The sequence below is a fragment of the uncultured Traorella sp. genome, from assembly GCF_944327115.1.
Taxonomy (GTDB): Bacteria; Bacillota_I; Bacilli_A; order Erysipelotrichales; family Erysipelotrichaceae; genus Traorella.
Window position 1 is genome coordinate 26,764 of the sequence record NZ_CALVGS010000081.1, and the last position, 25,143, is coordinate 51,906.

Genomic DNA, 25,143 nt, shown 5'->3' on the forward strand with positions numbered 1-25,143 from the left:
TTCTCTCCTATTTCTTTGTGATCGACGGATGATTCGCCGTGATCTTACGGATACCAAACTTATTCTGAAAAGCAATGGTCCAGATCCCTCTGGAAGTATCAATGACGACCCCATCACCAAAGCTTTTATGCGTAACCAAATCACCCTTACGCAAACGGATGACATTCTCTCTTACCGCATGTCCACGTCCGTCATCTTCCACAACGATTTGTTTTGGAAGAGCTTCGCTTTCCTGCTGCATGCCGTAATGAAGGATACAGTCTTCATCAATTTCCCGAATAAAACGAGAAGGAAGCTTCGTCCGATCCAGCACATAGCTGTAACCACGCGCATCACTGATATAAAGCTGCTTACGGGCACGGGTAAAAGCTACATAAGCCAGACGTCGTTCCTCTTCCATGGCTTCCCTGCCACCTTCACTGACGCTTCGCTCACTCGGAAAGATACCGTCAGACATACTATAAACAAACACGATATCAAATTCCAATCCTTTTGCGGCATGAATCGTCATCAGCTGGACAAACTCACCGCTATCCTCCTGCTGCTTATCTGTATATAAAGCAATCTGCTGGAGATATTCATCCAATGTTCCATCCGGATACATTTCTTCAAAATCTTCAATATCATTGATCAATTCCTTGATATTTTCAATACGTTCCGTTTCCTTTTCTTCCTCAAGCATGGCAATATAGCCGCTCTCCTCCATCAAGGCCTCCAACAGCATCGAAATCGACATGCTGTTGACAAGATTGCGATATTTCTCTATAAGTTCAATAAAAGCATTCATCGCCGCAAGACTCTTTCCCTTGCACACCTCATGACTTTTAATGACCTCATACATATTGATATTTTCACTTCTCGACAACTCTTCGATCTTTTCAACCGTCTTATTGCCAATGCTTCTTTTCGGAACATTGATGATACGCTTCAATGCCAGATCAATCGCACTATTATTATGAATCAGCATTCTCAGATAAGACAAAGAATCTTTGATTTCCGCGCGATCATAGAAACGTACGCCTCCATAGATACGATAAGGGATCTTCTTTTCCAACAGCCTCTTTTCAAGACTTCTTGAAAGATAGTTGCTGCGATAAAGCACCGCAATATCACGATAGCTATATCCCTCCATCTTTAATTTGCTGATACGGTCGGCTACCCAGACAGGTTCCAGTTCATCTTCAAATGCCGAATAATGAATAATTTTCTGTTCATCCGGAAGATTCGTAAACAAATCTTTTTCGATACGATTGCGATTATTCGCAATCACGCTATTGGCTCCCTTGAGGATCGATGGGGTGGAACGATAATTTTCATTTAAGATGATCGTCGTACAAGGTGAAAAATCCTTTTCAAAATTCATGATCAGATTCACATCGGCCCCACGCCACGTATAAATCGTCTGGTCCGGATCACCAACCACACATAAGCGTGTCTGCTCACCCACCATAAAACGAATGATATCATATTGTATCTTATCAACATCCTGAAATTCATCCACATGGATATAGTCAAACTTTTTTTGCCATTTCACACGAATTTCCGGATACATCCGTAAAACTTTTCTTGTGAAAAGCAATAAATCATCAAAATCCAAGGCATACATCGCATTTAAACGGCTCTCATAATAGCCATACACCTGTGCTCGTACATATTCACTTGTATAAGGAGAAGCAATCTTTAATGCCTGCTGCGGTGTTACATCACTACATTTACAGCCGGCAATATAATCCAGGGTTCCCGCATAGCTATAACTTTTCACATCCAGCCCATACATTTTATAAGCTTCTTTTAAGATGCTTTTCTGATCATCACTGTCAACGATCGTAAAATTGCGGGGATAATTTACATGATGGATTTCCTCGCGAAGAAAGCGAACACAAAAAGAGTGAATCGTGGAAAGAAAAACTCCTCCTGCACGGTCACCCAAGCTATTCAATAAACGCTCCTTCATCTCATTTGCAGCCTTATTCGTAAAGGTAATGCCGAGAATACGATACGGCAAGATACCTATTTCATCTATCAGATAAGCAATACGGCTAATGATAACCCTCGTTTTTCCGCTGCCTGCACCGGCAATGATACGGACATGCGTATTTGTTTCTGTTACCGCCTGCTTTTGTGCTTCATTTAGATCCTGATAAGAAAACACTCAACCACCTCTGGTATATTATACAATAAAACGAGCCATTATTCTTCATATTATTTTGAAAATTAAGTGAAAATCATTAAATATTCTTCAAAATCAGTAAAAGAAAACAGTCCTGTTTTTCAAGGACTGTCATATCTTTAATTTTTATTTATCATTCATGTAATCAATTGCTAACTGAACAGCTTTCTTCAATGCTTCTGAAGTAACCGTGGCACCACTGGATACCTCAACACTGTCGATATCGCTCTGACCTTCGATCAAAGAGTTCAGGAAATCAGAACCATCTGCTGTCAAGACAGCACCTACACCTTCAGATTCCTGATCATCACGAACAGAAATAGCAGTGATCTTCTTATCAGCGTCAAATGTTACATGAGTTTCAATTTCTCCACCATAACCCTGCGTAACAACTTCAACCGTCGTGTTGCCATCAGCTTCTGTCGCATTCGTTACACCTTCAAATAATTCACCATGAATCGCAAGATATACCATTCTCTGGAAGTCACCCACAAACGCAATCGTAGCACCCGAAATAACATCTCTGTCTTCAATCGGTGTGCTCTGCTGATTCACCGTTCTAAACATGTCATAAACATCTTCCAATGTCATATTGTTCGCAAGGATATAGTCAACGATCGCATCGATCTGTTCACCATAGCTTCTTCCGCCATTGTATCCTGCATAAGACACACGCTGTTCGCCGGCCACAAAAGCACCATCAACAACCAGCTTATCAAATGCAGCCATTAAATCAATGACCAATGTATCACCTGTCAGTTCTTCTACACCCGACTCTGCAGCCAAATAAGAATAAGCGGCGATTGCTCTGTCAAGTTCCATCGTACTCTGTGTTGATAAGTCAAAAACAACCAGATCCGCAAAAGTAGATTCAGGTGTCAAATTGTCCAAAGAAGCTCTTACCATAAACTGAGCACCCGTATCTGTACCCGGATATACGACATATCCGCTTGCCGATAAATTCGTTAAATTAAGCACGCCATCAACCTCTTCAATAGCGCCATCAGAAACGTTCATTTCATATCCATACAGGTTTTTCTTTGAATATTCGCCTTCCATTCCTTTGTTACGAATGATATCAAAGTTCAGCTTTGTAATGATACCGTCTGTTGTTTCCCCTTCAAAGATAAACGTATCATTTTTTGGAAGACCTGCTGATGTCGTTCCTTCCATCTCATATTCAGCAGCGAATTCCTTCACTTCCGGTTCACTTTTCGTACTGCATGCGCCCAATGCAAATACAAGCGTACCGGCCATTAATAAAGAAAATAACTTTTTCATATGTTTTATATACCTCCATGAAAAAAATAACACAGTATCATTACAATGTCAATTTTATCTTTGCATTTTTTATCATCAAGGTAAGGTTTTTTTAATTAATTTGTACAATTAATCATTTTTTTCACAAATTCTTATAAATATTGAAACATTTCACTCGCTAACTCTTCTTCGATATGAATCAATTTTTTAGCAATCTCCTTAGAATCTTCATCCGCAGCCTCATACTGGTTCAAATAACGGTTCAGCGATTTGATTCCCATATGACAGCCATCAATCATGATATCCGCAATCGTATGATCTGACTCATCCATGACCAGTCGGGCATTGGTTTTCATCCACGACATCGTTTTTGCCATGACCCCTGCTTCTTTTCCTTCATCCTGATATCTATCTAAAGACAGTTCCACTTCATTTTCAAGTTTTATATGCTCTTCTTTACAGTTCATGAGATACTTTTTAAATTTCTCATCTGACACATTATCCAGTACCTCATCAATAGAAGCAACGCCCATCTTAATCCCTGCATCACATTCTCTTAAAAGTCTTACAGTATCTTTTTCGATCATTAGTTTTTCTCCTTTATGGGATTAGTATGTGTGCTTCAGCCAAATTATCATAAAGAAAAGCTCCATCCCTGATTTAAAAAACTTTCAGCTTCTATCAATACATCTTTATTATTTTTATATTTTAAAACAGCCAAAGCTTCCTTATACGTCAATAAAAGATAGTCAAAATGCTCAAAACCATCCTGATGCGCAGGCAGATGATCTTCAAAGTATCCCAGATAATAAGCAACTCTTTTCATGGTGCCATTAGGCAAGCGATACTGAACGCTTTTATAAAAATGAGGAATGATGCTTGGAACCAGCGAAGTTTCTTCCCATGTTTCCCGTAACGCACATTCTTTTTCTGTTTCACCTTCTTCAATATGACCTTTAGGAAACCCAATTCGTCCTTTTTTATCCTGAATCAGTAAATAATGGCGTTTTCCATTTATATTTGTATATAAAATAATCCCACAAGATTTTTCCATATTTAAAGTATAACACAAAAAACATCTGACATATCTCAATATCATAACAGATTTTCAAATGTACCAGATTTGAATACTGAACGAATTTAGAAACAATTACATACTCTGATGTATTCAATCATTTAATTTAGGACATACCCTTTTGACATTAAAAAAAACGCCTAAATATAGGCGTATTTTTAATATTTGGCGGAGCGGGTGGGATTCGAACCCACGTGGGCTTGCACCCAAACTGATTTCGAATCAGCCCCGTTATGACCACTTCGATACCGCTCCACATATAAATTTAAGACAAAAACGCTTAAATAAGGATACTTTGTTATTAAAATCAGTTTTTAAACAAATCATATCTGATTTTCTTAATAACACTATTTGACCATTACTGATTTTACTAGATTTACAAAAAGATGTAAATAGTTTTTTTATCTATCGCTCTGAACCAATCTCACCTTTTTCACAAAAAAGCTTCTCAAAGCCACATTGGCATCAATCTTTTTATCATTTAACACATAACTCAAAAGTCTTTCTACCATATGCACCACTTTTAAAAATCTCCTTACCTGATTTTCCACCATCGCTGTCAGGTCACCACCCCAAACAACTTCATTATATCATGAAATTCAAAAGAAAAGAAACGCCTTTGCGCTTCTTATACATTCTTATCTTATTTTTGTCTTCGTAAAGCCTTTATCTTCAAGGCCTGTATTTTTGTGGCATATTTGCTTGTCATCATGACCCCGACAAACAGTGTGCCAATGGAAAATCCCTGACATACACTGCCAATAAAATGATCTCCCCTATCATTAAAAAGGAGGATCATATAAATCATAGCTGAAATAAAACCTGCGATAAATAGCATATGCATACGCCCGGTCAATTTCTTTTTTTCCTCATTACTGTAATCAGCAACCTTTAATACAACTTCTTCCAATTCTTTATCCATTTTGTCATCCTTCCTTTCACCATCGAATAATTCGCGAAGATCAACATGAAAATAATCTGCCATTTCGATAAGGATATCCAAGTCAGGCAGATTGCTGCCCGTTTCCCATCTTGAAACCGTTCTGCGAGATACCCCAAATACCTCAGACAGCTGCTCCTGGGTCAATTTTTTTTCTTTACGCAGCTTTTTGATGAAGCCTCCTATTTTCATTTGATTCATCTTTCTTTCTCCTTTCGCTTTCAGCTTAGCGTAAATGCTCCCAGATTTACAGGACATAAAACGAGCATTGACAAAATAGACAAAAAATGTCCAAAAAAAGAAAGAAACGCCAAAGCGTTTCTCATTAAATCTTATTTACAGAACTCAACAGCAATCTGCGCACCCAAACGGGCATTGTTGTAAACAAGCTGAATGTTGCTGTCAAGGCTCTTGCCTTCTGTCTTATCCTTAACTGCAGCCAATAGGAACGGCGTCACATCTTTTCCATGAATACCCTTTTCCTTCGCATCAGCTAAGGCTTCATCAATGACACCATTGATGAAAGATTCTTCCAAGGCATATTCCTTTGGAATAGGATTTGCGATAATCACACCGCCATCCAGACCCATTTCCCATTTTGCCTTGATCGCATCCGCAATTTCCTTCGGAGAATCCATTTCATAATCCAGCTCAAGTCCTGAATGGATCGAATAGAAACTAGGCAATTCTTTTGTCTGATAGCCTAATACCGGTACGCCCTGTGTTTCCAGATATTCCAGGGTCAAAGGCAAATCTAAGATAGCTTTTGCACCTGCACATACGACTGCGACATCTGTATGAGCCAATTCCTGAAGATCCGCAGAAATATCAAATGTCTGCTGGGCACCGCGGTGGACACCACCAATGCCGCCGGTCACAAAGACCTTGATGCCTGCCATTGCCGCAACGATCATCGTTGTTGCTACGGTTGTCGCACCCCACTGCTTCTTGGCAACGATTACCGGTAAATCACGACGACTGACTTTCGCAATTCCTTTGCGCTTACCAAATTCTTCGATTTCTTCCGGCGTCATACCGGCCACACAAACACCATCGATGATACCGATCGTTGCCGGAACGGCACCATGCTCACGAATGATCTTTTCCACGTTCAAAGCCGTTTCCACATTCTGTGGATAAGGCATTCCATGAGAAATGATCGTTGACTCCAATGCCACTACCGGCTGATTGTTATCCAATGCTTTTTGAACCTCAGGATTCACTTTTAAATACATAACTTCTTCTCCTTTACATTAAATGTCAGCTTTTTCTTACGCTGATCAACAACATCCACACTCAATCTTCTGCACACGCTTTGATCAGATTCGATCGTTACAACGCTGCAGCTCTGCGCAAACATCATCTTATCAATAAAACTATAATTCATAAGGGTCGCCGCTATGATACCACCCATAAAAGAATCGCCCGCACCCGTCGCATTCGCAACGGCAATATCCTCAGTCGAGCATAAAACTGCCTGATCTTTTGTAAATCCCATCACGCCAGCTTTTCCAAGCGATATATAGATCTCATCAATTCCACAAGAAAGAAAATATTTTCCCATCTCATTCACGGATTCCTCGCCTGTATATTTAATGCCGCTAAGCTTCTCGGCCTCATAAACATTTGGCTTGAACGTATGGATATATCCCAACAGGCCCTCCAGCTTTTGCACCTTTTCACTGGATATCGGATCTACAAAGATATCACAAGGAGCGTTTTTCATCATATACGCAATCAATTCTTTATCCAGATTCGTATCAACAACCAAAATATCGTCTTTCTTGATTTTCTTAAAAACCTTATCGATATGCTGCTGATCCAGATAACGCAAAATATCCATATCATTGATTGCCACGCTCATATCGCCCGTTTCATCCAAAACAGCAAGATAGGTAGAGGTCCTTTCATTTTCAACGATCCTGCAATCGCTCAGATCCATCCCGCATGCTTCGCAGTAACGAATACAGTTCAATCCGTTATAATCATTGCCAAAGACACTGACAAAATGAACCTTGACGCCCAAGCGTGCTGCATTTTCCGCAATATTGCGGCCAACACCTCCATAGCTTTGAACAACCTTTCCGATATTGGAATCAAAAGGAATGAGAGCATGATCGCTTCTTCCGATGATATCAATATTGGCACCGCCAATCACATAAGCTTCCCGCATACTAGCTTACCGCAATGACCATGGCCTTCCCATTGTAAACAAGACAGGTCATCGTCAGCTTTGTCTTCAGCTCATCACTGCTGATGCTTGTATCCGCATATTCCACGCTCATCTCATACTCATAACCATCATAGGTTTCATCAAGATAGCTGACTTCTTTGGCCGTTTTACTGTCAACAATAACATTGACGACCTCCGGCAAAGCATCTTCCCCCTGCTCTGTTACGATAGAATCATAATTTCGATAAAAATGCTGCTGTGCAAAAGAAGTAAATTCTTCAACACGATTTTGCGGCAGATAAGCCAATCCGCCGATATCCGTACTATCTTCCTTATTTTTCAATGTGAAAAAATCATAGACAAAGCAGACAGCAACATCCTCGCTGAGCTGATCCATATCATTGGCCCGGATGTCCTCAGCAAGCCGGTTAAATACCTTGGCATAGGCATTAGAAGGATTTTTCGGATCCGCATAGATGTCATTGCTGACGATGCTGATTTTTTCTTCTTCGACCGGCTCCGGCTCTTCCTGCTGCCGGCAGCCACATAGCAATAAGGCTGAACAGCACAATACTTTTAACAATCGCTTCATAATAATCTCCTCAACTCTTAGATTATAACAACGTGCTCCATCATTTTCAATTGCTTTTTACTTTATTTAACAGCTGATGGATGCTGGTATTGATGAACATCGGTTCACAATTCAATATTTTACTTGCTTCCTTGATGATGTCATAATATTTTTCAAGCGTAAACAACATCTGATCACCGCAGGTCGTGATGATCGCAAATTCATCATTTCCGCGGTCTACCACTTCAAGGATCTTCATCATCTGAATAAATTTTAAGCTCGGTACATGGATCTGATTATTCTTCTGTGCAGGGAATACCCCAATGCTGACATATCTGTCTTCCGTGATCTTTTCATACACGATCTTGACCTCATAATCATCACGGATCATCCCATTCAAGGAAACCTGCAATTCATTTTTCTGCTGGGGTGTCAGACATTTTCCCTTAAAACGGCTGATCATAAAAAAATCATTTATATAATGATCGATACATTCACTATGATAAACACCCTGGATCATCTGATTCATCAACAGTGACAATGTTTCATTCTGGGCATGAATATATCTTCTTCCCGGATTAACGACCATGACAGCTTCCCCTTCCAGCTTCTCATTTAAAAGATGGTAAACGATGCCCTTTTCTTCTTTCAGCTTCAACACTTCGCACTGATTGATAAAGCCATGGTCAGGATGGTGCTCATCAACATAAAAAATCGTATTGTCAAACGAATGCCAGAAAAAACCCTTCTCCTCGATCACTTCTTTTACATTTGTTTTTAATTCACAACACCTAAAATCATCATAATACTTATTTTTCATCAAAACACCTCGCTTTTCTCTATTATACCATATTTCAAAGACAAAAATTTGTGAAAGTATGGGTTTCAAAGCTTTAAAAATATGTTATGATAATCAGGATTGGAAGTGAATATATGAATCAGCAAGCATCACAGTGGAAGGATTATGAATGTATCGATACCGGAAACGGCGAAAAACTGGAAAGATGGAAAGATGTCATCCTGCGCCGGCCGGATCCTCAAGCAATCTGGCCGATTGAAAATGAAGATGAGCTTTGGCTTCATCCCCATGCCCATTATCATCGCTCAAAATCCGGAGGAGGAAGCTGGGAATTCCTCAAACCTTTAAAAAATGAATGGAAAATCAGCTATAAACATCTGACCTTCAAGGTTTCGCCTACCGGCTTCAAGCATACAGGGCTTTTCCCGGAACAGGCCGCAAACTGGGATTTCATGATGGATAAGATCCGGCATGCCAGCCGCGATATCCGTGTCTTAAATCTTTTTGCCTATACAGGGGGAGCCACAATGGCCTGTGCCAGCGCCAATGCATGCGAAGTCGTCCATGTCGACGCCTCAAAAGGAATGGTCAGCTGGGCCAAGGAAAACATGGTCCTATCTCATCTGGAAAACAAAAAGATCCGTTTCATCGTTGATGATGTGATCAAGTTTGTGGAAAGAGAAAAGCGAAGAGGACGGAAATATCATGCCATCATCATGGACCCGCCAAGCTATGGAAGAGGGCCGAATGGTGAGATATGGAAAATTGAAGACCAGCTCTATCCCTTGATCATCAAATGTATGGATATTCTCGATGATGACCCTCTCTTTTTCCTTGTCAATTCTTATACGACCGGTTTCTCTTCAACCGTGTTATACAATATCCTTCATTCCACTTTATTAAAGAAATACCCAAAAGGATTCATCGAAGCAGGTGAAAACGGATTACCGATCACCCGTACCCAAACGATCCTCCCTTGTGGTATTTATGGAAGATGGGTTTCCAAATAAGCAGGACATCTGCTTATTTTTTTATATAAAAAGCCAGTTTTCCAACTGACCCTCATTCATTTATTCCATTATTTCTTCGATTTGCTGATCAAGGCTATCATGATAACTGTCAAAAGAAACCATATTCATCAAAATAAGCAATAAATTCAAAACGATGAATACCGCAATAACACCTGCAACAGCTTTAAGAATCATTTTTGAACGTCTGTTTCTAACTGCCATCTGTTCATTGATACGTACAAGCTGTTCAGTTAATGCATCCCCCTTTTCTTCATCTTCTATTTTTTCACCTAATAAATCACTGACATTTACTTCGAATATTTCTGCCAATCGAATAAGCATATCCGAATCCGGTACCGAAAGTCCTTTCTCCCATTTCGATATCGTCTGTCGGACAACATGTAAACGAATGGCTAATTCCTCTTGAGATAATCCTTTTTGTTTACGGATCGTCTTTAAATTTTCACTCAGCATAAATCTTCCTCCTTTTCGAAGTGATTTTACACAAAATATGAGCGTTGCACAAGCAACGCAGATAAACATAAAAAAACTTCATGTTTCCACGAAGTTATTCTGCAGATTTGATATCAATCTTTTTATGTTTCCCGGTGATAGAATATTCGACCCATTCCGCAATATTGGTCGCATGATCACCGATTCTTTCCAGATACTTGGCGATCATCAGAATATCCAGATAATCTCTTCCTGATTTCGGATCTTCTCTGACTGCATCGATCAGGTCATCTTTTACTTTTTCAAAATAGTTATCGACTTCATCATCATCTTTCATGACGGAAAGTGCCATCTCTAAATCTGAATTGACAAATGATTCAACACTTTTGGATACCATGCTGATCGTATTCTTAGCCATCGCAATAATATGCTTTTCTACTTTTTCATCTTTTGTAATGTCCACCGGTGACATCAATGAGATATCATATGCCTGATCACCGATCCTCTCCATATCACTGATCATCTTCAGGGCACTTGATACCTGTCTTAAATCACTGGCAACCGGCTGCTGACGAAGCAACAGTTTCATGCACAACTGTTCGATCGTACGTTCTTTCTGATTGATCTCATTTTCAATTTCTGTGACCTTTTCTTTTATTTCATCACTTGGATTTTTTAGGGAGCTGACAGCATAGGTGATCCCGCCTTTACATAGATCCCCCATCAAAATCAGTTCATCATTGAGTTCTTTTAACTGTTCATTATATCGATTTCTCATATTAACCAAACCTTCCTGTAATGTAATCTTCTGTTTTCTTGTTGTCCGGCATCGAGAACAGCTTATCCGTCTTATTGTACTCGATAAGATCACCCAATAAGAAGAAAGCGGTCATATCTGAAATACGGGCTGCCTGCTGCATGTTATGCGTCACGATGATGATCGTATATTTCTTTTTCAATTCTAAGACAAGATCTTCGATCTTTGAAGTAGATATCGGATCCAGCGCACTGGTAGGCTCATCCATCAGCAATACTTCAGGATCAACGGCCAGCGCTCTGGCAATACATAAACGCTGCTGCTGACCTCCTGAAAGACCCAACGCACTTTTGTGCAGGCGATCCTTGACCTCATCCCATAAGGCAGCACCCTTCAAAGCTCTTTCAACGATCTTATCTAATTCCTTCTTATCTTTGACACCATGTGTCTTAGGCCCGAAAGCAATATTATCATAAACGCTCATCGGGAATGGATTTGGTTTTTGGAAAACCATCCCAACACGTTTACGCAACTGATTCACATCTATTTTTGAATTGATATCAACGCCATCCAGAGTGATCTCACCTGTGATGCGGCAACCCTCTACCAGATCATTCATACGATTCAAACACTTTAAAAAAGTAGATTTACCGCAGCCGCTAGGACCAATGAATGCTGTTACCTGATTGGCTTCAATATCCATATTGATATTTTTTAACGCCTGAAAATCCCCATACCAGAGATCCAGATTCTTAACACTAATTTTGCTCATTCTTTCCTCCCATATGCTTTACGATTTTATTGGATGCGAAATTAATCAGCATCACCATCAAAAGAAGCACGACTGCCGTTGCATAAGCCTGATTGGTATAAAGCCCTTCACTTAATAAGGCATACATATGCACAGACAAGCTGCGTCCGGATTTCATCACATTCAAAGCAATATTCGGCAAGGTTCCGGCAGTATAGATCAATGCTGCACTTTCCCCGACGATTCGTCCGATACTTAAGATGATGCCATTTAAGATACCGCCTACGGCACTTGGTAAAATGATCTTGAAAATCGTTCTTACCTTTCCGGCACCCAAACCATAGCTGCCTTCACGATAACTGTCAGGCACTGCCTTAAGCGCCTCTTCAGTCGTTCTCATGATCAATGGCAGGATGATGATTGACAGCGTAATGACACCTGAAAGCAAAGAATAGCCCAAGCCACAGAAGATACACAAGAATAAATATCCGAATAAGCCAAAGATGATGGAAGGAATTCCCGAAAGCGTTTCTGTTGTCAGACGGACGATCTCCACGAATTTACTTCCTTTTTTCGCATATTCCACCAGATAGATTGCACTGCCGATGCCTAAAGGAAGGGCAATCAGCAAAGATAATACGGTATATAAAAGCGTATTGATGATGGCCGGCATCATGGATACATTTTCTGTATTGTATTCCAGCGAGAACTGATCAAGGGTAATATTTGGAATACCCGTAATCAAAATATAAGCAATCATGATAATCAGTACCGCCATCGTTATAAAAGCACTGATCTTCACCAAGACGTTTAACACGACCGATAACTTATCCTTATGAATGATACGCAGATCATTGGCATCCTGCTGATGCTCACTTATTTTTTTAACCATTATCGAATCCTCCTTTTTAAGAAGGCGAACGACAGATTGATGATCAAAATGAAAATGAATAATACCACAGCTGTCGCAATCAAGGCATCACGATGCAAATCGGTCGCATAACCCATTTCCAAGACAATATTAGTCGTCAATGTCCGGCCACCCATAAAAATATCAAATGGCATCAGTGCCTGATTCCCAATGACATAATTGACCGCCATCGTTTCACCGATCGCCCTGCCCATTCCAAGAATGATCCCTGCAATGATTCCAGATTTGGCTGCCGGTACGCTCGCAAAAAAGACGCTTCTCTCATGGGTAGCTCCTAAAGCCAAGGCACCTTCATAATAATTCTTATCTACTGCCTTCAGGGAAGATTCCGATACGCTGACGATCGTCGGCAAGATCATGATCCCCAGTAAAAAACCAGCGGTAAAGATACTTTTTCCGCTGCCGCCAAACAAATTTCTAAAAATCGGCACGATACATACCAATCCAAAAAAACCATAAACGATGGAAGGAATACCTGCCAAAAGATCGATCACGCTTTTCATTTTCGAATAGATCTTCTTAGGACAGAAATACACTAAAAAAATTGCACACAGAAGGCCGATCGGAACACCGAATACAAAGGCCAGCAAGGTTACTTCCACACTTCCCAATATCATCGGAAGTATCCCAAAAATATTGTTTAACGGTTTCCAGACCGTACCAAAGATAAATTCTGTAAAGCCGATCTTTCCCATTGTGCTAAAACCATTGACAAACAAAAAGGCACAAATGAGGAAAACGCATAAAATAGAAGCGGATGCAGCGGCTGTAAACAGCCACTTCATCCCTTTTTCTTTTATTGAATTCATTTTACTTCACTTCTGAGAAGGAAGTGATTTCACCTGTAAAGATCTTCATTACCTGGTCAGATGTTAAATTTTCCAATGAGTTATCATTATTAACGATAACAGCAATACCATCGATACAGATCTTTGTGCCTTTTACACCGCTGGCAAGCTCGCTGTCCTTTAATTCACGGCTAGCCATACCGATATCACATAAACCTTCGATCGCATTGTTCACACCTGTTGTTGAATCTGACTGCTGGACATCAATCTGAACATCCGGATTTAAAACCTTATAAGCTTCAGCCAATTTTTCCATTACCGGTGTTACAGAGCTTGAACCGGCTACCGTGATCGTTCCGCTTAAACCTTGTGGAGCAGTATAATCACCCTGATTACCTTCAGAAATATATCCTTCTTCTTCAATGACTTCCTGACCCTGGGCACTCATGATATAAGTAATGAAATCAGAAGCCAAATCGCTTAAATTTTCACCTGTAACGATATTGAATGGACGAGATACCTTATAAGAACCATCCTTTACTGTATCAACACTTGCAACGGCACCATCGATCTTTACTGCCTTCACTTTATCATTTAAAGAACCCAGTGATACATAACCGATCGCATTTGGATCACCCTGTACAGTTGTCAGCATGACCGAAGTAGAATTCGTTTCTTCTGCTGTTTCTGTCGTATGGTCCACCTTTTCGCCATTTTCATCTTCCTGTTCAATTCCAAACAGTTCAATGAAAGCACCTCTTGTTCCACTTCCCTGTTCTCTTGTCAATACATGAATCGTATCGTCAGAAGCATTATTTGAACATGCAGCAACGCTCATGACCATAAAAGCTGCAACGATACCTTTTAAAAGTTTTTTCATAGTTTTACAATCTCTCCTTTTTTTAACTACGTCCTTTATTATAGTCATAGTATGTAAAAGAATCAGCATTCGTATGTAAATTCACCGTAAAAAGAAAAGAAAGTGATTAACCACTCTCTTTACATTTCTTTACACTTGACAGCTTGATCATCATTCCTTTATTTCATTCATAAAAGAGCGAATCTCATCAATTCTTTTCAGCGTATCCTTATATCCTAAATCATACCACTTGCCCAGCTTCTCACCATCGGTCGTATAACGAGTAATCCCCATATCCATGCTCGGACGTAAGATCAGTGCCCGGTTTTCCTTTTCAAGCTCTTTTACCTTATTCCATTGTTTATGATAATTTTCATGACGAATGCTCAGATCCTTTGCGATATAAGGCTCCTTACGAAACAAGATCCTTGCCAGACACATCTGCCACTTAGGTGCCGGCTTACGCACATAATTTTCTTCCTTCGTCGAAATAAAGACCACACCCTTGCAGTCATTCCGCAAAGCCTGTTCGATCGGGATCATGTCGACCAAACCGCCATCCATATATCTTTTGCCATTGATCTTGACAGGATGGGTCAGCATCAAAAGAGCACAAGCCGCCTTAACGATCAGTCCGTCTTCAGAATACTGCTGCTTATTAAAGTATTCGACCTTTCCTGTTTCTATATTATAAAGACCCATTTCCAATTCGCATGGATTTTCACGAAAGGTCTTGATATCCAGCGGAACCTTCTCTTCCACAAAATCATAGGTTGAATTGATACCAAAAACAGCCCTTTCATGAAGGATCGGATATAAGCCTACCGCTTCCTTGCGGGCAGTCGAATCGACACCGGTAACACGCAAGCGATCCTTCTGCTTGGAAACATACGACAGCAGACAAAATGCCCCCGCACTGATTCCCGCAGCATACGGAAATTCAATATCCTGATCCAAAAAACATTCCAGAACACCTGCTGTATAAGCCGCTTTTGTTCCTCCTCCTTCACATATCAAACCAATCTTACTCATATGTACCCCCTTATAATAACGGTGAAAACAAATTCAAAATCGAACGCAAGATACGTACCAAAGCATTTGTTTTCATATATTCCTGATAAGTGATCTCATGACATTCATCCAGCGTCCTCAAAAAATCATCCCGACAATCCAGGATCGCTTTAGATTTATACATCCACACACCACATTCAAAATGCAGAAAATAGCTTCGATAATCAAAATTAATGCTCCCGATCACACCAAATTCATCATCGCTGATCAGTGTCTTCGCATGAACAAAGCCGGGCGTATATTCATAAATACGTACACCGCTTTCCAAAAGATATTCATAATTCGACTTCGTTACCTGATTGACCAGCTTTTTATCCGGGATATAAGGAACCATGATACGAACATCTACACCATTTTTGCTGGCAAGAGCCAAACCATCCCGTACGACATTATCCAATATCAGATAAGGTGTCTGAATGAAGATATATTCTTTTGCTGCATGGATGATATTCAAATGAACATTCTGACCCACGCTCTCATCATCGGTCGGAGCATCGCTAAAAGGAATCACATAGCCGTCGTCCCTGCCTGGATAAGGCGTCATATACGAAGCAAAATTACTCTTGACGCTTTCACCGTAATCCCAGAATTGAAGGAACATGAACGTTAAAGAAGCGACCGCATCACCCTTCAGCATGATTCCCTGATCACGCCAATGACCATAAACCTCTTTGATATTCATATATTCGTCAGCCAGATTGATTCCACCGGTAAAGCCCACTTTGTTATCAATGACCGTAATCTTACGATGATCACGATTATTCATCTGAATCGCCAAACGGGCCCTGATCGGATTAAACACCTTGCAACGGATCCCCATCTGGTTGATCTTTGCATCATACCCGTCTTCCAGCTTGACGATACAGCCAACATCATCATAGATCAGACGTACATCCACACCCTTTTTTGCCTTCTCACAAAGAACCTCAAGAATATCATTCCACATCTTTCCTTCTTCAAGAATGAAATATTCAAGAAAGATAAATTTCTCGGCCTTCTTGATCTCCTCCATCATCAATTCATAATATTGTTGACCACTGGCAATAAAAGTCGTTTCCGTTTGACTCAGACAAGGATAGCCCGCATACTTCATCAGATAATTCGCCTGCTTGGCCGCCTCAATATTTTCTCTTCTTAATTTCTCAAGAAGCCTTTCCTCCTGAAGCATGATTCCCTTGGTATCATCATTGGAACGGGCAATGATCCGCCGCAATTCTTTAGATACCTTTTTACCCCCGAAAAGCAAATACAGCACGCCACCGACCGTTGGCAGTGCCAAGATCACCGAAGTCCATGCCAGCTTATATGAAGGATTGTCATTACGGTTATAGACATAGATTACCATAAGCACACTGAATACTTTTAGAATCAATGAAATCAGCTTTGATATCGATGAAAGAAAAGATACGAACAAAAAGATCAAAAAAAGCTCGAATAAGATGATATAAGCCGTAATCATCATTTTACTAAATAAAATATTGATCAATCTTTTCTTCATAATCTCTCCTTTTACTGAGTATTATAACCTAATTATACCTTAAAAAAAAGAGATACTTTTCCACATGTGAAAATTTATCCCTTAAAAATTTAATATTTCATTTATCTGAATACCGTACATGCAAGCAAAAAAACTGCGCCATAATATGTCAGCAAGTTAAAAAAACGCATGATCTTCAGCTTATCCTCATAAAAATAAATAAAAAGCAAAAGAAAATCAGAAATGAAAAACAACACGCTGCCAACAAAAACATTCCAATAATATCTATCCAGCAGCAACATATCATATCCTTTGACACAAAGCAGCGTAACGATCAATGAATAAAGAATGACAGCGCGCTTATGAACCCCTACATGAAATTTCGGATGACGGATCAAAAAAAATGTCACAAGAGCAATACCGGCAGGCAAGACCAGATCCCACAATTCAAAAGAAGTCAGCCCGCTCATCCTTATGATGAAAAACACATGGCCTGTCACAAAGCTTACAAGCCCCCACACAAAGAAACGGTTTTTCTCCTTCCGCTCATCCATCCCTAACAGCACATCCCCCAGAAAACAAAAAAGAAAAGCCATCAGCCATAGCCAAAACAGCTTTTCTCTCATCACCCAGCAAGCAAGCATGACAAAAATAACACTTGTCATTGATTTAAACATAAGATAATATTTGGCATAACCCTTCCCATAGACTGCCAGCATCAATAGTCCAAAGCAAATGATATAGATCATCAGCAACATTTCTTCCATAATCGCTTCCCTCTTTCATTATGACATATCTTACCTCTTATCACAATGAAAAATATGACTATCTTTGCGATGAGCGAATCATATCTGAAAGCATCTCCAATTTTTTCTCAAAATCTTTGAAATCAGCCAATTTCCATGTCCAGTTTGTATCCAACAGCGTTCCCGGAATATTCATACGGCTTTTCGCATTTAAATGTAAGATATCCTGCATCGGAAGGATAACCCTATCGGCTTTGCTGTTCATCAAAAAAGCCATCAGGTTGTCAATCACACTTTCATAATGATAGCCGGCCGTATCCAAAAAGACTCTGGTCCTTCTTTTGAAAGAAGAGGTCTGTGAGTTCAGCCAGCTTACCAGCGGCTGATTATCATGAGTCCCTGTATATGCCACCACATTTTCAACATCATTCGCATACGGTGTTTGCGGATTAAAGGTAAACTGCAGCACCTTCATGCCCGGCAGATGGAAATGATCTCTCAGTTTGAGCACCTCCGGACGAAGATTACCTAAATCTTCAGCTATGATCTTCAAATTTTCTATCCTTGCAAACAACACATCGAATAATTCATAACCCGGAGCCTCTACCCATTCTCCTTCAACAGCCGTAGGACAGCTGACAGGAATCTTCCAATAAGTATCAAAGGCACGGAAATGATCGATTCGGATCACATCAAAAAGCTTTGTATTATAAGCCAGTCGATCACACCAGAAATCAAAATCATGCTGTTTCATATAATCCCAATCGTAAAGCGGATTCCCCCAGCGCTGTCCGGTAACGCTGAAATAATCAGGGGGTACACCGGCAATAAAAGTCGGATGGGAGTGATCATCAAGCAAGAAATAATTCTGATTGGCCCAGACATCAACACTGTCAATTCCTACATAAATCGGCAGATCACCTATGATTTCAATATCATTTTCATTCGCATAAGCCTTTACCCTCATCCATTGCTGATAAAGAATATATTGAAGAAAGATTTCATAATTGATGGCCTCAGTAAGAGGTGTGAGATCATAAGCATGGTCTTTGATCCAATCCTGCTGTTCTTGCGGCCACTCATGCCAGATCTTCATGTCATTTTGTTTTTTAAACACGATAAACACAGCATACTCGATCACCCATTTTTGCGAAGCAAACTCTTTAAAAGCCTTATCCTGCTTGAAATTATGATAAGCCTCCTGATAATAGACGCTTTTAAAATGCCGCACTTCATCATAACTGACACTTTTTTTCTGTGCATGAAACTTCTTTGTTTTCCTGATCAATCCCATCCGCTTCAATTCATCCAAAGAAATATACAATTCATCCATTGCCTTCGATGAATAGGCTTGATAGGGACTATTGCCATAACCTAAAGGATTCAGCGGCAAAATTTGCCAGCTGCGACAGCCGCTCTTCTTCAGGTCGTCAATAAAATGTAGACAATTCTCGCCAAAATCACCAATGCCATACGATGAAGGCAGTGATGAAACAGCCAATAAAATACCTGCTTTTCTCATATTTTCTCCTATTTGATATGACTCACTTTATAATTAAAATATATCACCAGAAATCCATTCTTTCAAGGCTGACTTCACGAAAATACCTTTGTAAATCATTCTCAGGCATATGCATTTGTCTGTCTGCATTTTTCATCACATAACTGCTCCTTGAAGCTTATGCATATTTCAGGCCTTGGTCAGGTTCACCACCCATTTTTCTTTATGCAATAGCCTTGTGGAAAGCATCAGTTTGAGAAGTTCGCTGGTCTGTCCCACCAGATACATGATATAGATATCGATCGATGTCAGATAAGCGATCAAGGACAGAAGAGGAATCGTAAACAGCCACATGAAGCCGCTGTCCATGATCAATGTCGATTTCGTATCACCACCGGCACGGACGATAAAATAATTTTGTGTATTCAAAGTATATAAAATAAAGCAGATCGATTGTACATGGATCATATTTTGGGCGGTGCTGATCACCTCAGTGCTGGCTGAGCCGTATAAGAATGGCACCGTAAAGCTGATCAGATACATGAACCCTGCAAAGAGCAGCGAAACAAAGAAGGAAAAGCCGACCATATGATAGCCGTTTTCTTTAGCTTCCTTTAGATGATTCGCCCCCAGCTGCTGAGATACCATGACCGTTGTCGCAACCGCCATGCCCGCAAAAAGAGTATAAAAGATATCTGTCATCGTTGTCGTGATCGCATAGCCGCTGAGAACATGACTGCCACGTGTTCCATACAGCTTCAGCATCATCGCATTGCCCCCTGACCATAAAAGCTCATTGAGGCATAAAGGAGCCGCCTTAAAAGCGATGATCTTGATAAGCGAAAAAGGAATATGATGAAGCTCACTGACTTTGCTTGCAAACGGAAAATGACGTCTTTTCATGATATAAAGCAAAACTGTCAGTTCGACGATTCGAGCAATCAACGTGGCAATTGCCGCACCGCTGACGCCAAGACGCGGAAAACCAAAATTACCAAAAATCAGACAATAATTAAAAAAAGTATTTGTCAATACGCTCAGCACACTGACCGCCAAAGGAATCTTTGTTTCACCAATACATCTCATGGCACTGCTGATCGCCAAAGAAGCCCCCAGCGGCAAATACGTAAGGCAGACGACTTGCAGATATTCAACCCCCACATTGATCAATAGCACATCATCTGTAAAGAAATGCAGGATCTGCCGAGGAAAAAATAAAGCCGCAAAGAAAAAAGGTAATATGATAAGATAGGAAGCACTGACAGAAAAACGGAAAGATTCCTTCATTTTCTGTTCATTTTCGGCACCAAAATACTGTGCGATGAAAATTCCCACGGCATTGATAACACCTAATGCCCCATAGTTCATGATCATAAAATAGCGATTGACAGCTGCCACCCCTCCTATTGCGGCATCTCCCAACTGACCGACCATCAGTGAATCGACTAAATTAACTGAAGTAGTCACCAGATTTTGAAGCATGATCGGAATGGCAATAGAAATTACCAGCAGATTAAATTTTCTGTTTCCTATATATTTATTCATATGTGACCCCCAATGAATCAAGAATAGCATATTCTTTTTTTGATAGTCAAGACAGTAAGAATCGTTTATAATAGAAAAGGGTGATTATATGGAAAAACAGCTGAACAGCCAGCTTATTTATGATGGGCGCGTCATTAAAGTAACCAAAGATGAAGTCTTATGTGAAAATGGAACGACCAGTTACCGCGAATGTGTAAAGGCACCGGGAGGTGTTGCTATCCTTGCAATCAAAGATCATGCGATTCTGCTTGTCCGACAATATCGTTATGTCGTTTCTGAAGAAACGATCGAAATACCGGCAGGTAAGATCGAACCAAATGAAGATCTGGCCGTATGTGCCAGCCGTGAGCTAGAAGAAGAAACCGGTTATAAAGCAGAAGAAATGATCAGACGTTTCACTTTCTATCCGACACCGGGTTTTTGCGGTGAGGTTCTTCACATCTATGAAGCAAAAAACTTAACGAAAGTTGAACACCCAAAAGCAATGGATGAAGATGAATGCATCAACAGTTATTTCCTTGACCTGGATGAAGCATACCAGCAAGTGATGAACGGAACGATTCGTGACAGCAAGACGATCATTGCGATTCAATATGCCATTCAAGCTTATAATAAAATATCTGATTAAAGATTTAATTTTTTTAAATTTTTTGTTGACAAGTGTATTTGTTGATGGTATTATATACAAGCAATCGGTGATATGGGCCTGTAGCTCAGGTGGTTAGAGCGCACCCCTGATAAGGGTGAGGTCGTTGGTTCAAGTCCATTCAGGCCCACCATCGATTTAAAATATACATGGGGTTTTAGCTCAGCTGGGAGAGCACCTGCTTTGCACGCAGGGGGTCAAGGGTTCGAGTCCCTTAAGCTCCACCATGTAAGCAGACAAACGAGTTAGAAGCATAAATGCTTATAACTCGTTTTTTTATAATCAACAAATGAATTTCAATTCATATTTTATATGATATAATAAAAATAACAAAAAACTATTGAAAAACAATAGAAATCATTAAAACATATTTCATTACAGGGAGGAAAATAAAATGAAAAAACTATTAAGTATGTTACTTGTATTAGGACTCTGTTCAGGTCTTACAGCTTGCGGCAATGATAACAGTAATGCCGATAAGCCAAACAACGAAAACGAACAGCAGGAAGAAGTAAATGAAAAAAGTGATTTAGAAGCCGTTAAGGAAGTCTTTACATTAGAAACGGAAACTAATTCATATGGCTCCACCTTAGGATTGGCTAAAAACGATGACGGTGTGAAATTCAAAGTATATATCACCCTGGGGGATCAGGAAGCATCGGTTGTAGAAGCCTTTGGTGTCGGTGTCGGTACTCTTATCTATTGTGTCAACGGTGATGATTCAGAAACCTATATCGTAGATAATGATACTGTATTAGTTACTTTTTCTGATGCTACCAATGAATCCATGAAAGAAGATATGGAAAATTATTTAAGTGGCAAAGGATTAACTTTGGATCAGGTAAAGAATGCTTTGAAAGAAGAATTTAAATACTAGGGCGGATGCCCTTTTTATATTGTTTGACATTAGATTAAAAGAAAAGAATACCCATGAAGGTACTCAGATAAAATACTTAAAAATAAAGAATCAATAATTTTGGATAATCATTTACAAATTCACCTAATATGTTTACTCCAAAACAGTGAAAAAAACCAACAAAAATATGAGCTTACTGTCTTCTTCACTGCTTCGATCATTCTTTTTTCAATCCAATGATTAATACAATATATCTCCAAGATTCCCTCAAAACACTCACTATCAGATACCTTATTATGCCAAAGGATACACATTAATCAATATTGAGAGTCATTCAAATTATTAAATATAATTATATAATTGTTTCTTTCTTTTAGATAAAATAGATGATGTTTGCTAGCTCATTCCCTTGCTTTCAAAATAATCAACAAGACTGTCAGCAATACAATCCACGATCTTATTCTGATAACTTTCAGATGTCAGCTTTTTACGATCATCAGGATTGCTTAAGAAGCCACATTCGATCAAAACACCCTGTATCCTGCTTTCATTTAGAATAAAGAAATTACCTTTTGTAATCGTTTTATCCTGTTCTAACACAACATTTCCCTTCTCTTGAATATAACTAGCAAGCATCTTAGAAGCATCATCTTTATAAAAGACATGAAACCCTTTGACATCCTCACTTTGATATTTATTCATATGAATGCTGATAAATAAATCATTCTTTTCATCATTGATGATTGAGATTCGTTTATTCATATCTTCTTTTTTACGATTAACGGCAGTTATTGAAGCCAGATCATTCTCATCCTTTCGTGTCAGGATCACCTGACATCCTAAGGTTTTTAATTTTGCTTCAAGCTTTTTGGTAATTGCCAGATTTAAAGGAGCTTCATCGACCCCTCCATCACTCGCCCCCAGATCCTTTCCTCCGTGTCCGCTGTCCAAAACAACGGTCACACCACTTAAAAGCTTCCCCTGCTGGATCGTTTTCACATAAGAAGGAATAAAAAGAAGAAGCGCCAAAAACAAAATAAAGACCCATCGTAATTTTTTCATATTTCATTATATGTCATCGCTCCTTCATCTTGACACTTTTTATATGAAAGATTTTTTTAGCCAACAATGCCTGTATGAAAAAAGAAATCGCCATTCCACATGTAATATCGCTTAAAAAATGAGCGCCGGCAACGATCCTTGACAATCCGACCATCAATGTAAAGATGAAGCTTATAGAAAATAAAAGATATCCTTTACCTTCAAAACGTTTATTTAACAATAAAAGCACACCTGTCGTAAAGCAGCAGGCAGCACAGGCCGTATGTGCTGAAGGAAATGATTTAAATTCATCTGCAGGTATCCCCTGCATGCTTAACGGTTCTTTCAATGAATTACCGATCATCCACCATGGCTGAAAAGAAATTTCCGGATGTGTTGAAATAAAACGCATGCGTGGACGCTGCCAGAATATTTTGATGATATTGACAACAAGTAAAGTAAGTATCGGTGTCAAGATAAGAAACCATGCAATTTTCTGGAGCATATCATGATCCTTATTTTCACATAACCGAAAGATGATGATATTTACAGTTATGATGATGAAAAGCGAAATGATGACAGCGATAGAAAGAGGCATCTGCGGAATATATTTAAGCGTATCAAAGGAAAGCATGACAAAAACAAAAAGATTTAATATAAAAACAAAGATGAACGTTATGATAAATGTTTCTTTTCTTGTTTGTCGGTCAAAGACATCTTTCATCAGCAGTCCGCCCCCGCCAATCAGACATAACATGGCAGGAAGCTGCCCATACGCCGATAAAAGGATACCGAACATATGCTTGGCATCATAAAGTTTTAAAGATATCTGATAATCAAAGAAAGATCCTAAAAGCATCAGGCTTATGATCACAAACAAGAATATAAATAATTGTCTATGGGAATATAACTTCAAAACAAATCCTCCTATCTTTATTTATCTTAACATAAATCATTTCATTTTTTATTTCAATTCTGTAAGTAAAAAGGACTCAATTTGAGTCCATCAGTTCTTGTATTTCATCTTCAGTAAAGGTCTGGGTATCAATCAGTGTCTGAATGACCGCCTGCTGCCGTTTATAGGCATTTTCAGCATGATCACTGAGCTGGTAATTGCTGGGTGACTGCGGGATACCGACGACAAGGGTTGCTTCATTAAAGGTCAGATCCTTTGGTTCTTTCCCGAAATAGCCCTCACTTGCCTGATAGATACCGATATGATTATCACCATAATTAATGATATTTAGATAAATCTCCAATATCGTATCTTTGTCATATTGACTTTCGATATCATGAACCATGAAAAATTCCGCAAATTTTCTTATGATCGAAGGCTCATAACCAAAATAAAGATTTTTTGCCAATTGCTGTGTGATCGTGCTTCCACCACCGCTCAGCTGTCCTGTTGTCAAAAGGACATAGGCAATCCTTCCATAAGCAATGAAATCTACACCGCAATGCGAATAGAAGCGCTGATCCTCGGTTGAGATCGTTGCCTTGATGACATAATCACTGATATCTTCGATCTCGACATAATCATCTTTCGCCTGAATCTGAGCGATTTTATCCTTCAGCGATATTTCACTAAGTGCCTTTTTATATTCCACAAATCCTAAGGACGTCAATATGATAAAAATAAGTAAAATGATTGAAAGTGTCCATTTGATTAACCTCTTCATCTTGATCACCCGATTTCATTATACACAAATTTCACTTAAAAAGG

At 39.5% G+C, this 25,143-nt stretch carries 26 protein-coding genes and 3 tRNA genes; 5 read left to right on the forward strand and 24 right to left on the reverse strand.

Annotation, left to right across the window (positions count from 1 at the left end; all coding sequences use genetic code 11):
• Positions 1–7: 7 nt before the first annotated feature.
• The 10 genes from Q0K35_RS07530 to Q0K35_RS07575 form a co-directional block, all read right to left on the reverse strand.
• Positions 8–2,152 (reverse strand): UvrD-helicase domain-containing protein, encoded by a 2,145-nt coding sequence (locus Q0K35_RS07530; RefSeq protein WP_294562040.1) that lies wholly within the window; start codon positions 2,150–2,152, stop codon positions 8–10.
• A 144-nt stretch (positions 2,153–2,296) separates the two neighbouring features.
• Positions 2,297–3,451 (reverse strand): FMN-binding protein, encoded by a 1,155-nt coding sequence (locus tag Q0K35_RS07535; protein ID WP_294562041.1) that lies wholly within the window; start codon positions 3,449–3,451, stop codon positions 2,297–2,299.
• 131 nt (positions 3,452–3,582) lie between these two features.
• Positions 3,583–4,017, reverse strand: a complete 435-nt coding sequence (locus tag Q0K35_RS07540) for a hypothetical protein (RefSeq protein WP_294562042.1) — start codon at positions 4,015–4,017, stop codon at positions 3,583–3,585.
• A 47-nt stretch (positions 4,018–4,064) separates the two neighbouring features.
• On the reverse strand, positions 4,065–4,484 hold the full coding sequence (locus Q0K35_RS07545) for an NUDIX domain-containing protein (protein ID WP_294562043.1): 420 nt from the start codon (positions 4,482–4,484) through the stop codon (positions 4,065–4,067).
• Between the two features lie 187 nt (positions 4,485–4,671).
• Positions 4,672–4,760, reverse strand: a tRNA-Ser gene (locus Q0K35_RS07550).
• A 388-nt stretch (positions 4,761–5,148) separates the two neighbouring features.
• Positions 5,149–5,646, reverse strand: coding sequence for a helix-turn-helix transcriptional regulator (locus Q0K35_RS07555; protein WP_294562044.1), 498 nt, complete (start codon positions 5,644–5,646; stop codon positions 5,149–5,151).
• A gap of 131 nt (positions 5,647–5,777) precedes the next feature.
• A complete protein-coding gene (locus tag Q0K35_RS07560) occupies positions 5,778–6,680 on the reverse strand; it encodes a pseudouridine-5'-phosphate glycosidase (protein ID WP_294562045.1) in 903 nt (300 codons plus the stop codon).
• Entirely contained in the window at positions 6,671–7,618 is a 948-nt protein-coding gene (locus tag Q0K35_RS07565) for a carbohydrate kinase family protein (RefSeq protein ID WP_294562046.1), read from the reverse strand. The genes Q0K35_RS07560 and Q0K35_RS07565 overlap by 10 nt, the downstream gene beginning before the upstream one ends.
• 1 nt (position 7,619) lies before the next feature.
• On the reverse strand, positions 7,620–8,210 hold the full coding sequence (locus Q0K35_RS07570) for a hypothetical protein (protein ID WP_294562047.1): 591 nt from the start codon (positions 8,208–8,210) through the stop codon (positions 7,620–7,622).
• Between the two features lie 46 nt (positions 8,211–8,256).
• Positions 8,257–9,009 (reverse strand): hypothetical protein, encoded by a 753-nt coding sequence (locus Q0K35_RS07575; RefSeq protein ID WP_294562048.1) that lies wholly within the window; start codon positions 9,007–9,009, stop codon positions 8,257–8,259.
• 113 nt (positions 9,010–9,122) lie between these two features.
• On the opposite strand from Q0K35_RS07575, the gene Q0K35_RS07580 reads away from it, so the two are divergent.
• Complete coding sequence (locus Q0K35_RS07580; protein WP_294562049.1) at positions 9,123–9,998, forward strand: class I SAM-dependent methyltransferase; 876 nt, start codon at positions 9,123–9,125, stop codon at positions 9,996–9,998.
• A gap of 60 nt (positions 9,999–10,058) precedes the next feature.
• Here Q0K35_RS07580 and Q0K35_RS07585 read toward each other — a convergent pair whose 3' ends face one another.
• The 11 genes from Q0K35_RS07585 to Q0K35_RS07635 all read right to left on the reverse strand — a co-directional run bounded on the left by Q0K35_RS07585 (position 10,059) and on the right by Q0K35_RS07635 (position 20,877).
• Positions 10,059–10,472 carry a helix-turn-helix transcriptional regulator gene (locus tag Q0K35_RS07585; protein WP_294562050.1) on the reverse strand — a complete coding sequence of 138 codons (414 nt, stop codon included), beginning with the start codon at positions 10,470–10,472 and terminating at the stop codon, positions 10,059–10,061.
• A 94-nt stretch (positions 10,473–10,566) separates the two neighbouring features.
• Complete coding sequence (gene phoU / locus Q0K35_RS07590; protein WP_294562051.1) at positions 10,567–11,229, reverse strand: phosphate signaling complex protein PhoU; 663 nt, start codon at positions 11,227–11,229, stop codon at positions 10,567–10,569.
• A 1-nt stretch (position 11,230) separates the two neighbouring features.
• The gene (gene pstB, locus Q0K35_RS07595; RefSeq protein WP_294562052.1) at positions 11,231–11,980 is read right to left on the reverse strand and encodes a phosphate ABC transporter ATP-binding protein PstB; all 750 of its coding nucleotides are present in this window, start codon (positions 11,978–11,980) and stop codon (positions 11,231–11,233) included.
• Positions 11,967–12,851, reverse strand: a complete 885-nt coding sequence (gene pstA / locus Q0K35_RS07600; protein WP_294562053.1) for a phosphate ABC transporter permease PstA — start codon at positions 12,849–12,851, stop codon at positions 11,967–11,969. Before pstA ends, pstB begins: the two co-directional genes overlap by 14 nt.
• Entirely contained in the window at positions 12,851–13,699 is an 849-nt protein-coding gene (gene pstC, locus Q0K35_RS07605) for a phosphate ABC transporter permease subunit PstC (protein ID WP_294562054.1), read from the reverse strand. Before pstC ends, pstA begins: the two co-directional genes overlap by 1 nt.
• A gap of 1 nt (position 13,700) precedes the next feature.
• Complete coding sequence (locus Q0K35_RS07610) at positions 13,701–14,558, reverse strand: substrate-binding domain-containing protein (RefSeq protein ID WP_294562055.1); 858 nt, start codon at positions 14,556–14,558, stop codon at positions 13,701–13,703.
• 150 nt (positions 14,559–14,708) lie between these two features.
• Positions 14,709–15,569 carry a patatin family protein gene (locus Q0K35_RS07615; protein WP_294562056.1) on the reverse strand — a complete coding sequence of 287 codons (861 nt, stop codon included), beginning with the start codon at positions 15,567–15,569 and terminating at the stop codon, positions 14,709–14,711.
• Positions 15,570–15,579: 10 nt separating this feature from the next.
• Complete coding sequence (cls, locus tag Q0K35_RS07620) at positions 15,580–17,106, reverse strand: cardiolipin synthase (RefSeq protein WP_294562057.1); 1,527 nt, start codon at positions 17,104–17,106, stop codon at positions 15,580–15,582.
• A 101-nt stretch (positions 17,107–17,207) separates the two neighbouring features.
• A complete protein-coding gene (locus Q0K35_RS07625) occupies positions 17,208–17,852 on the reverse strand; it encodes a lysoplasmalogenase family protein (protein ID WP_294562058.1) in 645 nt (214 codons plus the stop codon).
• Between the two features lie 58 nt (positions 17,853–17,910).
• Positions 17,911–19,353, reverse strand: coding sequence for a 4-alpha-glucanotransferase (gene malQ, locus Q0K35_RS07630; protein ID WP_294562059.1), 1,443 nt, complete (start codon positions 19,351–19,353; stop codon positions 17,911–17,913).
• 168 nt (positions 19,354–19,521) lie between these two features.
• The gene (locus Q0K35_RS07635; RefSeq protein WP_294562060.1) at positions 19,522–20,877 is read right to left on the reverse strand and encodes an MATE family efflux transporter; all 1,356 of its coding nucleotides are present in this window, start codon (positions 20,875–20,877) and stop codon (positions 19,522–19,524) included.
• An 88-nt stretch (positions 20,878–20,965) separates the two neighbouring features.
• Here Q0K35_RS07635 and Q0K35_RS07640 point away from each other — a divergent pair, with 88 nt between their 5' ends.
• The 4 genes from Q0K35_RS07640 to Q0K35_RS07655 all read left to right on the forward strand — a co-directional run bounded on the left by Q0K35_RS07640 (position 20,966) and on the right by Q0K35_RS07655 (position 22,400).
• Complete coding sequence (locus tag Q0K35_RS07640; protein ID WP_294562061.1) at positions 20,966–21,505, forward strand: NUDIX hydrolase; 540 nt, start codon at positions 20,966–20,968, stop codon at positions 21,503–21,505.
• 74 nt (positions 21,506–21,579) lie between these two features.
• A tRNA-Ile gene (locus Q0K35_RS07645) sits at positions 21,580–21,656 on the forward strand.
• Positions 21,657–21,674: 18 nt separating this feature from the next.
• Positions 21,675–21,750: transfer RNA gene (locus Q0K35_RS07650), tRNA-Ala, on the forward strand.
• Between the two features lie 167 nt (positions 21,751–21,917).
• The gene (locus Q0K35_RS07655; RefSeq protein WP_294562062.1) at positions 21,918–22,400 is read left to right on the forward strand and encodes a hypothetical protein; all 483 of its coding nucleotides are present in this window, start codon (positions 21,918–21,920) and stop codon (positions 22,398–22,400) included.
• A 375-nt stretch (positions 22,401–22,775) separates the two neighbouring features.
• On the opposite strand, the gene Q0K35_RS07660 is transcribed toward Q0K35_RS07655, so the two are convergent.
• From Q0K35_RS07660 to Q0K35_RS07670, 3 genes are all read right to left on the reverse strand, one after another.
• Positions 22,776–23,441: an N-acetylmuramoyl-L-alanine amidase gene (locus Q0K35_RS07660; protein WP_294562063.1), complete on the reverse strand. Its 666-nt coding sequence runs from the start codon at positions 23,439–23,441 to the stop codon at positions 22,776–22,778.
• Positions 23,442–23,454: 13 nt separating this feature from the next.
• Positions 23,455–24,336 carry a phosphatase PAP2 family protein gene (locus Q0K35_RS07665; RefSeq protein WP_294562064.1) on the reverse strand — a complete coding sequence of 294 codons (882 nt, stop codon included), beginning with the start codon at positions 24,334–24,336 and terminating at the stop codon, positions 23,455–23,457.
• Positions 24,337–24,412: 76 nt separating this feature from the next.
• Positions 24,413–25,099, reverse strand: coding sequence for a biosynthetic peptidoglycan transglycosylase (locus Q0K35_RS07670; protein WP_294562065.1), 687 nt, complete (start codon positions 25,097–25,099; stop codon positions 24,413–24,415).
• Between the last annotated feature and the right edge of the window lie 44 nt (positions 25,100–25,143).

Bases quoted from the DNA above. Each gene is read 5' to 3' on its own strand.
- Q0K35_RS07555 (WP_294562044.1), bottom strand. From the start codon at position 5,646: ATGAATCAAATGAAAATAGGAGGCTTCATCAAAAAGCTGCGTAAAGAA.
- Q0K35_RS07565 (WP_294562046.1), bottom strand. From the start codon at position 7,618: ATGCGGGAAGCTTATGTGATTGGCGGTGCCAATATTGATATCATCGGA.
- pstB (WP_294562052.1), bottom strand. From the start codon at position 11,980: ATGAGCAAAATTAGTGTTAAGAATCTGGATCTCTGGTATGGGGATTTT.
- Q0K35_RS07655 (WP_294562062.1), top strand. From the start codon at position 21,918: ATGAAAAAACTATTAAGTATGTTACTTGTATTAGGACTCTGTTCAGGT.
- Q0K35_RS07610 (WP_294562055.1), bottom strand. From the start codon at position 14,558: ATGAAAAAACTTTTAAAAGGTATCGTTGCAGCTTTTATGGTCATGAGC.
- Q0K35_RS07670 (WP_294562065.1), bottom strand. From the start codon at position 25,099: ATGAAGAGGTTAATCAAATGGACACTTTCAATCATTTTACTTATTTTT.
- Q0K35_RS07560 (WP_294562045.1), bottom strand. From the start codon at position 6,680: ATGTATTTAAAAGTGAATCCTGAGGTTCAAAAAGCATTGGATAACAAT.
- phoU (WP_294562051.1), bottom strand. From the start codon at position 11,229: ATGAGAAATCGATATAATGAACAGTTAAAAGAACTCAATGATGAACTG.
- Q0K35_RS07585 (WP_294562050.1), bottom strand. From the start codon at position 10,472: ATGCTGAGTGAAAATTTAAAGACGATCCGTAAACAAAAAGGATTATCT.
- Q0K35_RS07535 (WP_294562041.1), bottom strand. From the start codon at position 3,451: ATGAAAAAGTTATTTTCTTTATTAATGGCCGGTACGCTTGTATTTGCA.
- malQ (WP_294562059.1), bottom strand. From the start codon at position 19,353: ATGAGAAAAGCAGGTATTTTATTGGCTGTTTCATCACTGCCTTCATCG.
- cls (WP_294562057.1), bottom strand. From the start codon at position 17,106: ATGAAGAAAAGATTGATCAATATTTTATTTAGTAAAATGATGATTACG.
- pstA (WP_294562053.1), bottom strand. From the start codon at position 12,851: ATGGTTAAAAAAATAAGTGAGCATCAGCAGGATGCCAATGATCTGCGT.
- Q0K35_RS07540 (WP_294562042.1), bottom strand. From the start codon at position 4,017: ATGATCGAAAAAGATACTGTAAGACTTTTAAGAGAATGTGATGCAGGG.
- Q0K35_RS07635 (WP_294562060.1), bottom strand. From the start codon at position 20,877: ATGAATAAATATATAGGAAACAGAAAATTTAATCTGCTGGTAATTTCT.
- Q0K35_RS07640 (WP_294562061.1), top strand. From the start codon at position 20,966: ATGGAAAAACAGCTGAACAGCCAGCTTATTTATGATGGGCGCGTCATT.
- Q0K35_RS07615 (WP_294562056.1), bottom strand. From the start codon at position 15,569: ATGAGTAAGATTGGTTTGATATGTGAAGGAGGAGGAACAAAAGCGGCT.
- pstC (WP_294562054.1), bottom strand. From the start codon at position 13,699: ATGAATTCAATAAAAGAAAAAGGGATGAAGTGGCTGTTTACAGCCGCT.
- Q0K35_RS07575 (WP_294562048.1), bottom strand. From the start codon at position 9,009: ATGAAAAATAAGTATTATGATGATTTTAGGTGTTGTGAATTAAAAACA.
- Q0K35_RS07625 (WP_294562058.1), bottom strand. From the start codon at position 17,852: ATGGAAGAAATGTTGCTGATGATCTATATCATTTGCTTTGGACTATTG.
- Q0K35_RS07545 (WP_294562043.1), bottom strand. From the start codon at position 4,484: ATGGAAAAATCTTGTGGGATTATTTTATATACAAATATAAATGGAAAA.
- Q0K35_RS07570 (WP_294562047.1), bottom strand. From the start codon at position 8,210: ATGAAGCGATTGTTAAAAGTATTGTGCTGTTCAGCCTTATTGCTATGT.
- Q0K35_RS07660 (WP_294562063.1), bottom strand. From the start codon at position 23,441: ATGAAAAAATTACGATGGGTCTTTATTTTGTTTTTGGCGCTTCTTCTT.
- Q0K35_RS07580 (WP_294562049.1), top strand. From the start codon at position 9,123: ATGAATCAGCAAGCATCACAGTGGAAGGATTATGAATGTATCGATACC.